Below are 11063 nucleotides of genomic sequence, written 5' to 3' on the forward strand. Positions count from 1 at the left end.
AATAAATAGCTGCTAGCGCTTTATGGTAAAGCGCTGCAGGCCAAAATGATTACCAAAGCACCAGCCCGCAAACCCCTGCTGCTGGCCCCCATGGAGGGGCTGCTGGACTTCGTGCTGCGCGACGTGCTGACGCGCGTGGGCGGCGTGGACCGGTGCGTGTCCGAGTTCATCCGCGTCACGGGCAGCCTGCTGCCCGACAAGGTGTTCCTGCGCTACCTCCCTGAGCTCAGGAACGGCGGACGCACGCTGGCCGGCGTGCCCGTGCGCGCCCAGCTGCTGGGCTCCGACCCGGTCAGCATGGCCGAGAACGCCGCCCGCCTGGCGGCCCTGGGCCCCGAGGGCATAGACCTGAACTTCGGCTGCCCGGCCAGGACCGTGAACCGCCACGGCGGCGGCGCGGCCCTGCTGCGCGAGCCCGAGGTCATAGCCGCCGTGGTGGCCGCCGTGCGCCGCGCCGTGCCCGCGCACCTGCCCGTGTCGGCCAAGATGCGCCTGGGCTACGACGACGCCGGCCGCGCGCGCGAATGCGCCCAGGCCATGGAGCAGGGCGGCGCGTGCGAACTGGTCGTGCACGCGCGCACCAAGGCCGACGGCTACCGCCCGCCCGCGTACTGGGAGCGGATCCCCGAGATACGCGAGGCGGTAGCTATCCCCGTGGTGGCCAACGGCGAGATCTGGACCGTGGCCGACGCGCTGCGCTGCCGGGGCGTGTCGGGCTGCGACGCACTCATGCTGGGCCGCGGCATGGTGGCCGACCCGGGGCTGGCGCTGGCCATCCGCGCGCAGGACGTGGGGCAGGGCGCCTTTGCCCTGCCCTGGGCGGCCCTGCTGCCGCAGCTGGCGCGCTTCTGGCAGCTGGTGTGCGAAGACCTGGAGCCGCGCCAGCGTGCCGGCCGGCTCAAGCAATGGCTGAACCTGCTGCGCCGGCGCTACCCCGAGGCCCAGCGGGCCTTCGACGAGGTGCGCGTGATGACCGAGCAGCGCGCCATCGGCGCCTGGGTCGCGCGGGCCGTGGAGCTGGCCGCTACAGCAGGTGGTCGGGCGCCAGCGGGCCCAGCAGCCTGAGCAGCAGGCGCAGGCCCAGGCTACTGTCGGGGTCGGTGTGAGCGTCCTGCAGGCCGCTGCCCTCGGGCGGGTGCCACACCAGCCGGTCCTCCTCCTGGTGCTCCAGGCGCCAGGCACCCTGGCGCATCGCCGCGTCGATCTGCCCGGCCGCCTCGGCGGCCAGCCTGCGGCTGCGGATCAGCAGGGCGATCTCGGTGTTCTGCAGCTGCGAGCGCAGGTCCAGGTTCATCGAGCCCACGACCAGCAGCCTGCCGTCCACCACCATGACCTTGGAGTGCAGCATCGCGCGCGACGAGCCGGCCGCGCCGCCGGAGCTGCCCAGGGCCGAGCGCAGGCCGGCCTGCTCGCTGCGCAGCTCGTAGAGCTCTACGCCCATGGCCAGCAGGGCCTTGCGGTGGCGCGCGTAGCCCACGTGGGCGATGGGCGCGTCGTTGGAGGCCAGCGAGTTGGTCAGCACGCGCACGCGTACGCCGCGCGCGCGTGCCGCCGCAAAGGCGCGCAGCATGTCGTCGCCCGGCACGAAGTAGGGCGAGATGACGAGCAACTCGCGCTGCGTCCCCGCCATGAGGTCGAGCAGGCCGTCGACCACCGTGTCGCCGAACTCCTGCGCCTCGTCGCCGTCCAGCGGGATCTTGGCGGGCTTGTCCGCCAGCATCGCCGCCGGCGCCCAGGTGAACTCCGCGGTGCGCAGGTCCATGGGCTGCGAGTCCCATGCATGGGCCGGCTGCTCCGGCGCGGGCGCATCCGCCACGGGCGAGCCATTCCCTTCGGGCTGAACCTGCGCGCGCAGGCGCTCCAGCTCCTCGCGGGTGATGAGCGACTGCACGGGGTAGGCGCGCGGGTTGTTCCAGTAGCTGTCGAAGCTGCGCGACATGTCGGCCACGATGGGGCCTGCGGCCAGCACGTCGAGATCGACGAAGTTCTCGGCCTGCGACCTGCCGAAGTAGGCATCGCCCAGGTTGCGCCCGCCCGTCACGCCCATCATGTTGTCGGCAATGAACAGCTTGTTGTGCATGCGCTGCTGCACGCGCTGGAAATCGGCGAGCGACCCCCACAGCCGCCCCAGGGCGGATGCGCGCGGGCCCGCCACGGGGTTGAACATGCGCATCTCGACGTTCGGCACGAACGCCATGCCCATGACCAGGGCGTTGCGCCCCGTGCTGTGGAAATCGTCCAGCAGTATGCGCACCCGCACCCCGCGCCGCGCGGCCGCCGCCACGCCGCGCAGCAGGCGCGCGGAACTCTCGTCGGCATGGATCGCGTAGTACTGCAGGTCCAGCGTCTTCTGCGCCGACTGCACAAGGGCCAGCCGGCTGCCGTAGGCCTCTTGCGGGCCGCTCAGCAGCATGAAACCCGAGGCGTAGCGGGAGCCTGCCGCCTGGCGGCGCTCCTGCACCAGTTGCGCCAGTGCCGTGGGCTGCGCGGCGACATCGAGGGCGGTGGAGACGGGCCTGTCCACATCCTTGGGAAGGCCGGCGCAGCCCGCGCAGAGCAGCGCCAGCCACGCGATGGCACACCAGCGCCGCGGGGTGCATGCGGCGGGGCTGGGAAGCGTGGTTGCGGCGGGCATGGGCGGCGTGGCGGCTCGTGCCGTCAGAAATCGGCCCGTCCCGCCACGCGGGCGATCAGCCGCAGGTCCGGGCCCAGCTGCTGCATGCCGTGGAACTCCATGCGCACGCCATCGGCCAGGGCCTGCAGCGGCCCCCAGCTCGCCAGCCCATGCGCGCCGCTGCCCAGCAGCAAGGGCGCCAGGTACAGCAGCAGCTCATCGACCAGCCCCTCGCGCAGGAACGAGCCGTTGAGCTTGTGGCCCGCCTCCAAGTGCAGTTCGTTCACGCCGTTCGCGCCCAGGTCGCGCAGCATGGCGGGCAGGTCCACCTTGCCGCGCGCATTGGGCAGCACGATGACCGTGGCGCCGCGCGCCCGCAGCGCCTGCGCCCGGTCAGGGTGGCCGTCGGCGGCGTAGATGAAAACGCGCCGCCCAGGCACGTCGAACAGGCGCGCGCCGAGCGGCGTCTGCAGCCGGCTGTCCACGACCACCAGGTGCGGCTGGCGCGGCGTGGCCACCTCGCGCACGTTCAGAAGCGGGTCGTCCTCCAGCACCGTGCCGATGCCGGTCAGCACCGCGCAGGCGCGCGCGCGCCAGGCATGGCCGTCCGCGCGCGCGGCGGGCGCGGTGATCCACTGGCTGGTGCCATTGGCCAGCGCCGTCACGCCGTCGAGCGAGGCCGCGGCCTTCATGCGCACCCAGGGCATGCCGCGCACCATGCGGCTGAAGAAGCCGATGTTGAGCTCGCGCGACTGCTGCGCGCCCGGCCCCACCTGCACGTCGATGCCCGCCGCCCGCAGCCGCGCGAAGCCCTGCCCGCCTACCAAGGGATTCGGGTCCTCGATGGAGGCCACCACGCGCCCGATGCCGGCCTGGATCAGCGCGTCGCAGCACGGCCCTGTGCGCCCCTGGTGCGCGCAGGGCTCCAGCGTCACGTAGGCCGTCGCGCCGCGCACGTCATTGCCGCTGGCCGCCGCGTCGCGCAGTGCCACCACCTCGGCATGCGGGCCGCCGGCCTGCTGGGTGAAGCCCTGGCCCAGCACAGCGCCGGCGCCGCTGGCAATGACGCAGCCGACGCGCGGATTGGGGTTGGAAAGAAAAAGCGCCTGGGCGGCGAGCCCAAGCGCTTGGGTGATGAAGGGGGCAGCGTCTGTCATGGCGCTGGCGATGGTAGCGCGCCATGAGGGGCGCGGCTTATTTGCTCCAGCAGTCGGGGTTGTAGCCCGATTCGCCGGACTTCTTGCCTGCGGCGCCACGCACGCCAGTATTGCTCAGTGTGTAGGTGCCGCATTTGTCGCCCGTCTGCGCACCCTTGGGTACGGCCGTGAGCGTGTAGGCAGCATTGGTATTGCCCGCCTGAAAGGCAATGTCATAGCGCTTAGTGGTATCGCCGCTCCAGGTGAGTGCGGCGGGCAGCGTTGTGGGGTAAACGCCTGTGGCGGTGGCCGCCCGCTCCAGCCATTGCTGCGCCTGCAGCAGGCCGGCGCGTGCATCGGCGCGATGCCCGCGCTGCACATACTCGGTGTAGCTGGGGTAGGCAATGGCCGTGAGGATGCCCACGACGGCCACCACGATCATCAGCTCGATGAGGGTGAAGCCGCGCTGTTTCTCGTGCATTCGTTGGATCATGGGTTTCCTTTCACTTCACTTGCCGCCAGCTTGGGCGCAGGGATTGTTCGGGCATGCAGGCCATGGCAACCTTGTTGTTTTTCGCGTCGATATCCAGGTTCTGGCAGTCCCCACTTCCGCCCTTCTTGATAATGGTGTGCGAGCCCTTGGTCACTTGTGAGCGCGATACGCGTTTGTCGTCTCCGCATGTATGGCATGTACCGCTGCTGCTGCCGCTGCCGGGTGGGCTGTAGAACATGCCATTGCCGTCATAGTCCAGCAGTTGCACCGTGGGCCGCTTGCCATCCATGATGTTGACCAGGGTGAGGTACTGGCGCTCTTCGTCCACCGTGCTGGATTCGCAGCTTTCCACATTGGGGTCTACGTCAGAGCCTTTAGCGGGCACCTGGGAATAGACGGCCAGGATATTGCTGCCGTCGTAGAACTCCATGGGTTTAAGCAGACGCTCGCCGACGGCTGGCAGATCCATGTACCAGCCATTGAAGTTGACCCAGGTTTCCTTTTTCAACTCATCCGTTACATCCACGGTGGCATAGCCGGCAGCGCCTACGGCCGTTATTTTCTGGGCGGCCAGCTTGGCATTGACCACGCCTTCGCCCAGCGCCGCTGGCGCAGGAACACAGTTGGGGCCGGTGGGGCAAGTGCCTCCGCCAGGGTGCACCTCCAGGCGTTTGCCCTTGGCCGTGTCGACGAGGCGGTAGCGCGTGTTATCGAGCACCGAGTACAGGGTTTGCACAGTCGCGTCGTTTTCGTCTACCTTGGTGACGTTGCGGCCCGTGCCAAAGGCCACCATCATTCCGCCGACCGATACGGCCTTGGCGCTTGTTCCGGTTCCCACGACCATAGTGCGATCATTGGCGCGCACGGTGGGGGCGGTGGTAATGGGCTGGAGTTTTGTGCGGGCACTGCCCAACGATGCAGGCCCCTTGGCCGTGAACAGCGGCTGGCCGCCGAAAGCCACGCTCCAGTTCGAGTCGTTCACGTTGGTGAGGTCGAACTTCCACAGGTTGCCCAGGTTGTCGCCTGCGTAGGCTACGTCGGCACGACCGTCGCCGTTGAGGTCAACCAGACGCGGAGCCGCCAAGCCATTGTCGTTGGCCTTGTCCGTACCGACGGCATCGGCCGTGGCGGCGGAAATGCGCTTGAGTTCCTTGTTTCCGTCCAGGTACTGGATCAGCAGCACGGGCCGCTGATTGGCGCTGTTGTAGCCATTGCCCATGACAACCGCCCAACGGTCGTTGTTCATGCGCGTGATCTGCGTGGTGCGCATGGGATTGTTCTCATCCAGCACGGGACGGGCGGTGATGTTGCCTATGTCCTTGTCCTCTTCCACTGCCGTTTCGCAGGCGGTCTTCTGGGTACCGCTCATGGCTGCGCAGTTGGGTGCGCCTTCGGCTCCCCGGGTGCGGTCGAGTACCACTAGCTTCTGCGCGCTGCCCTCATTGAAGCCGGGGACGCTTCCGTCATCACCCGGGGCGGGGTTGGTGACGTCCAGCACGAAGTAGCCTTTGCCGCCGGCACCCATCGTTCCCACCAGGAGAGTCCGCCAATCCGGAACGGTGCTGGAGGGGTTAGCCGGGTCGGGGCTTCCCAGATCCACGTCGCCGGTCATGGGCGAGCCATCGACAAAGAACCTGTGCTTGTTGTTGTAGGCGGGATCGGTCAGCAGGGGGAGGCTGGCGATCACGCCGCGCGGCGCGTAGGCAATTTTTTCCGTGCCGTCGGTGGCGGAAAAGCCGTGAAGCAGGCCGTCGTTGCCCCCCACGTAGATCATGGGCGTGCGGGATTTCCTGGCAAGCGTGAAGGCGCCATAACCTTTGAGCGGGTAGTTGCTGGCCGGAGCCCCCGTGTACCACACCACGGAGTTGACGATGTCACCCTGGCGGCTCTTGCGTTCGCGGAAAGGTTTGGACGTCGAGTAGCCCGAGGTTTCGGAGCCTTCCAGAGAGCGGTCGCCGCGGATGAAGTTGAGCCTGTTCTCGCCGTTGGTGGCGACGGTCACGGTGGTGTCGCTGGGGTCTTTCCCCAGCAGGGCTTTTTGGTCAGTGCTGAGATTGCTTTGATCGCTGGCCCATTTGAAGGCCACGCCGCCCTTGTTCTTGGATGTGACCCATTGGTCGCTCCAGCTCAAGATCAGCCGGGTACTGGTATCCATGGCGTCCAGCTTGTCGGCCGTGTTCTTGCCGCCCCAGCTTGTGGTGGGCTCCGTGGTCCCGTCCTTTTTCACCGTTTCCGCCGTCACGAAGCCTTTCCAGGCGTTCTTGGGTTCGTAGTTGCCGGTGAATTTGCCTACGTCGTTGCGCGAAATGTTCGAGCCGCTGGTGGCCGTGGAGGTGAGGTCCGGATCGACCTGGGTGTTGATCTGCTGGAAGATGTCGCGGAAGGCTTTCGCCAGGTCCTCCCCCTTCTCGACGGCATAGAAGCGGCCCCGGCCATTGAGGGCCGCATGCCACAAATCCAGCGAGCGGACGGGTTCGCCGCCGCTGCCTATGTCGGGCCACTTGATGTTGCCGGTGATGAAGTCGGGCAGGCTCCCGTTGGAGCCCGGGTCGTAGCTGAACGGGACCATCAGGTCGGTGTCGAAGGTGGCCTTGTTACCCGTGGCGCATCCCTGGCCGGGGGCCTGGATGACGGTGCATGCCGTATCGGGTGCCGCTGGGTCTTTGCTTCCGGAGACTTTGTTTCCGGGCCAGGTGTAGGCCATCTTGCTGAGGCCGATGGTATAGGTCACCATGTGTGGCCAGTTGGCCGGGTTGTAGCGCGGGTTCCAGAAACGATCCAGGATGGCGTCGTTGCCCGTGGTGTCCTTGCCGAAGTTTTCCGTTGCAGGGGCTTTGTTGTATTCGGCGGTGGGCTGCGGAGTGCCCTTCAAGCCGGTCACGCCATTGGAGTCCGTGGCCGTTTGCAGCTTGGTGGACCAGCTCTTGAAGGCCCAGTCGGCAAGGGTGTTGCTGTAGGTGTCTGCGTACAGGCCGTTCTTGGGGCGGTTGGCGAGGGTTGTGCTCCCATACACGGTGCCATCGGGAAGGGTGATGTTGTTGGTGTTGTCGTCCTGAGTGCCGCCCGACACAGAACCGTTCCAGCGCCCGTCGGTCATGAAGATGTGGTAGTTGCGCCGGCATCCCAGATAGGGTGTGGCCGCGGTGCCGGGTACGGAGGCCCAGGGGCCGTTCTTGTCCAGATTGGCACGCATATATTCATCGGCCTGCTTGAACATCTTGTGCGAAGGCGTCGAACTGCTCGGTTTCAGCTTGCTGACGAAGGTGAGGAAGTTCGCCCGGTGGGCACCAGCCAGCACCTGCATGGAATTGGTAGCAAGTGTCGGTGTGCTGCCCGTCGAGCCAGGAAGCGAGCCCGGGTTGCCATTGTTGGCATTCATGGCCTGCCATGCCAGACGGATCTTTTTGTCGGGCAGTAGGCTGCTGTCGTATTTCTCGTGGGTGGGGTCGAAAATCGACTGCAGTGCGTACTTCAGCACGTTCATACGCCTGCTGGTGCCTGGCCAGGTGCCGTCGGCATTTGGGGTGGTGTTGTTGGTGGCGCCCGAGGAGCTCTCCCTGTCCACGCGGTAGTCCATACTGCCCGAGTCGTCGATAGAGATGATGACGTTGGGGGTCACGTAAGGCTGGACCGTGCCCGGCGGCGCTTGTACTAGGTCGATGGCCCAGGCGCCATGCGGCGCCAGCATCGTGCTCGCGGCCAGGGCGAGCAGGGTTTTGCGAAAGCGGGGGGGCGTTTTGCGGGGCATGGATGCTCCTCCTCGTATCGATGGTGTAATGCGTGAAAGCAGGATCTAAGGCTTGTGTGGTGGGCGATGGCCGCTCACTTCTTGGAAGCGATCAATCCTTGAGTTTCTGCTGGGCGTAGGTCTGCTGCAGCACCACCATGGTGTTGAGCTTGCGGCCGTAAGCCAGCGCGGTGATGCGGTACACCACGCTGGGCGTCAGGTTGAGCGGCAGCAGGTTGTTGGGGCCGCCCACGATCAGTCCGGAACTCTTGCTGCTCTCGTCATAGGGCAGCACTTCGATCCAGTACCAGCCGCCTTGGGTGTCGGCACTGGTGTCCGCCAATATGGGATTGATCGGACCGTCGGTGGTGGTGTTGGCTGCGCCGGTGTATTGGCCGTAGCGGGCGCCCACGCCGCTGGTTGCCATTTGGGCCAGCGTGGGGCCCTTGGAAGTGTCGGTGTTGTTCCAGAAATCCTGCTTGGCCGTGCGTTTGGCGCACAGGCCGTTGCGACACTTGGTGGTCTCCAGATCCAGCGTCGCCAGCAGGGGGCCCACGTCTTTGGCTTCCAGCGGGATCTTGTCGGGGGTGCTGGTGCGGCAGACGTTGCCACTGCCGGTGCAGACGCTGCCGTTGGCGTTCTCGCCGCGGATGTCGAGTTCGGCGTCCTGCAGCAGGGCCTGGGCAGCCTCGAAGGCGCGCTGATAGTCGGCGTCGTTGCCCACCACCATCTCGTTGAACAGCGAGGTGCGCGACGCCCACAGCGCTAGCAGCATTGAGAGCATGACGAACACGATGACGACGAACAGCGCGATGCCGCGCTGTTGCTGACGCCGGAGGTGGACGGGAGGCGTGCGTTGCATGGTGGTTTTTCCTAGAGCACGGAGCCAACCAGTCCCTGGCTGCGCAGTTGGAATACGTTGCGGAACGCGATGTGCATGCGCCGGGTGCGCTCGCCGGTGAGGGTGCTCATGTCTACCTTGGTGCTGCCGTCGCAGTCGGTGTAAGTGCTGCCTGAGGGCATGTCGATGGGCTCGACGCCGTAGAGCACGAGGCAGACCTCCACGGCCTGCACCCGGCCCCAGTTGGCGGCGCCCACGGCGTCGGCAGTGGCGTACTGAATCTTGGTGTTGCCCGGTTCGGTGTTGTCCTGCAGCAGGTAGCGCACCTGGAAGTTGGCGACGTTCTGCACGATGGGCTGGGCGCTGGCGCCATTGCCGGCGCAGCGCAATTCGCTGCCGTTGAGCTGGAAGACGCTTTCCACCCGCTGGTCGTCGCTGGTGCTGGCGGGGCCGCCGGTGCAGTTGCGTGCCAGGGCCTGCTCGACCGCGCTGCCATGCACCGACTCCTTGTAGCGGCGGTAGCCCACGGTAAGGGTGATGGGATCGCTGGCACCGCTCAGGGTGTTGGTGCCCGGATCGAAGCCGTTGGCGCTTCCCGATGCGGGGGCAGTGGTTTCAAACGCCACGGGTGCGGTGAGGACGTTGTCCGATGCCGCATTGGTGGGGTTGGGGTTGAGGTACAGCGAACCCGCTTGGCGCAGTTGCAGACCTATGACGCGCATGGCGTAGGCCGCCTGCTGCTGGATTTCGCTGGCGTCGCTCACGGTGCCAGAGACGCTGCGCGAGACCATGAGCGCACCCATGGCCACGGCCACGACGAGCAGGCCTATGGCTACGCCCACCATCAGTTCGATCAGCGTGACGCCGCGCTGGGCATGTGGGCGTCCTGTCATTGTTTTTGGAAGCATCTTCAAGATCCCGGGCAGAAATACTGGGTGGGGCCGCCGCCGAGGTAGGGCGCGCAGCGGGCAGCCACCGGGATGTATTGCAGGTGGCAGGTGCGGTCGGCAGGGCAGGTGGCGGCAGTGCCGCCGCCATCGCTGAAGCTGCCGTCTGCAGCGCGGATTTTGGTGGCGTCGATGTTGTTCTTGTAGTCGCCGGCGGTGTCGCGTTCGTTCTCGCGCCAACTGATCATCACGCCCAGCAGGCGACGGTTGGCGGCGACGGTTTCGCCCGGAGCCAGGAAGATGCTGGCTTGGCCCAGAGGCAGGGAATCCTTGACGGTTTGCTTCCAGGTGCCCAGGTCGTAGACGGCTAGTTCGGTGCGGCTGCACTGCTTGGTTTTGCAGTCGCCGGCCGAGGGCGTGGCGCTGAATGCGGAGACGTAGGCGCCAAGGTCGGCCAGGGCATTGGGGTTGACTTTCATGCGCTCGCCGAGATCTTCGATAAGCCGGATGGCCTGCGACCGGCGCACGGTGGTCTGGGTGTCGGCCAGGGTGCGCATCTGCACGCCCAGGATGCCCAGGATGCCCAGGGCCGCGACGACGATGGCGACGAGCGATTCGATCAGCGTGATGCCGCTTTGGCGGGGCCGGTGTATGGAGGGGCGCATGGAATTTCAGCCGGATGTGCAAGGGGGATCGGAGATGACGCGGATGCGCCCGCCTGAGCTGACGCACACGCCTTTGGCGGCTGCATCGGAAATGGATTTGTTCTGCGGGACGACACTCATGCCGATCCAGGTGCCGTTCACCAGGCCCCAGCGGTTCAGCGTGATGGCCTCGCCGCCGCTGGTTCGCGTGATCTGCATCCTGGCGGGCGCGTCGAAGCGCTGCAGTTCCGTGGGGGTGACGCAGTTACCGCTGGCGTTGATGCTGGCGCAGGCCAGGACCTGCCAACCGCAGCCCCAGTCATTGGTGCCTGGGGCAGTCGTGCAGCCGTCGGTGTTGTTCGGGATTTTCTGCACGACCACGTTGCCGCCGCGCTTGATGGCCTCGGAGCGTGCGTAGTACAGCGAGGATTGCAGTCCCTCCACCGTCTGCCGTACGCGCCAGCGTTCGATCAAGGGGTTGAAGCTGGGCGCCGCAAGCGCCGCGAGGACCGCCAGGATGGCCACGGTCACCATCAGCTCGACGGCCGTGAAGCCGCGCGAGGGTGTACCGGGACGGCGGCGCGGGCGTGTTCGCGAGGAGCAAGGTGAGGGCAACGATTGCATGCTCTTGATGCTATTTGTGACAAGTTGGCCTGGCACCTGCCAGACCGACGAGCGGAGCCGCAATGCCGACGGGCGGCGCGCGGGAGTGGCTTTCTTG

General features: G+C 66.6%; 9 protein-coding genes. 1 reads left to right on the forward strand and 8 read right to left on the reverse strand.

Annotated elements, in window-relative coordinates; genetic code table 11:
• The first annotated feature begins 45 nt into the window (after nt 1–45).
• Entirely contained in the window at nt 46–1065 is a 1020-nt protein-coding gene (locus ALIDE2_RS05945) for a tRNA dihydrouridine synthase (RefSeq protein ID WP_013520058.1), read from the forward strand.
• Here the strand turns inward: ALIDE2_RS05945 and ALIDE2_RS05950 are convergent.
• From ALIDE2_RS05950 to ALIDE2_RS05985, 8 genes are all read right to left on the reverse strand, one after another.
• Nucleotides 1025–2635, reverse strand: a complete 1611-nt coding sequence (locus ALIDE2_RS05950) for a phospholipase D family protein (protein WP_013721627.1) — start codon at nt 2633–2635, stop codon at nt 1025–1027. The genes ALIDE2_RS05945 and ALIDE2_RS05950 overlap by 41 nt on opposite strands.
• A gap of 23 nt (nt 2636–2658) precedes the next feature.
• On the reverse strand, nt 2659–3771 hold the full coding sequence (gene ribD, locus ALIDE2_RS05955; RefSeq protein WP_013721628.1) for a bifunctional diaminohydroxyphosphoribosylaminopyrimidine deaminase/5-amino-6-(5-phosphoribosylamino)uracil reductase RibD: 1113 nt from the start codon (nt 3769–3771) through the stop codon (nt 2659–2661).
• Nucleotides 3772–3808: 37 nt separating this feature from the next.
• Complete coding sequence (locus ALIDE2_RS05960) at nt 3809–4243, reverse strand: type IV pilin protein (protein ID WP_013520055.1); 435 nt, start codon at nt 4241–4243, stop codon at nt 3809–3811.
• A gap of 10 nt (nt 4244–4253) precedes the next feature.
• The gene (locus ALIDE2_RS05965; RefSeq protein WP_013721629.1) at nt 4254–7991 is read right to left on the reverse strand and encodes a pilus assembly protein; all 3738 of its coding nucleotides are present in this window, start codon (nt 7989–7991) and stop codon (nt 4254–4256) included.
• A 91-nt stretch (nt 7992–8082) separates the two neighbouring features.
• A complete protein-coding gene (locus ALIDE2_RS05970) occupies nt 8083–8832 on the reverse strand; it encodes a pilus assembly PilX family protein (protein ID WP_013520053.1) in 750 nt (249 codons plus the stop codon).
• 11 nt (nt 8833–8843) lie between these two features.
• Nucleotides 8844–9719, reverse strand: a complete 876-nt coding sequence (locus tag ALIDE2_RS05975; protein WP_013721630.1) for a PilW family protein — start codon at nt 9717–9719, stop codon at nt 8844–8846.
• 2 nt (nt 9720–9721) lie between these two features.
• Nucleotides 9722–10363, reverse strand: a complete 642-nt coding sequence (gene pilV, locus ALIDE2_RS05980) for a type IV pilus modification protein PilV (protein ID WP_013520051.1) — start codon at nt 10361–10363, stop codon at nt 9722–9724.
• Between the two features lie 6 nt (nt 10364–10369).
• Nucleotides 10370–10966: a GspH/FimT family pseudopilin gene (locus tag ALIDE2_RS05985; protein ID WP_081462179.1), complete on the reverse strand. Its 597-nt coding sequence runs from the start codon at nt 10964–10966 to the stop codon at nt 10370–10372.
• Nucleotides 10967–11063 lie beyond the last annotated feature (97 nt).

This window comes from Alicycliphilus denitrificans K601 (assembly GCF_000204645.1).
Lineage (GTDB): Bacteria > Pseudomonadota > Gammaproteobacteria > Burkholderiales > Burkholderiaceae_C > Alicycliphilus > Alicycliphilus denitrificans.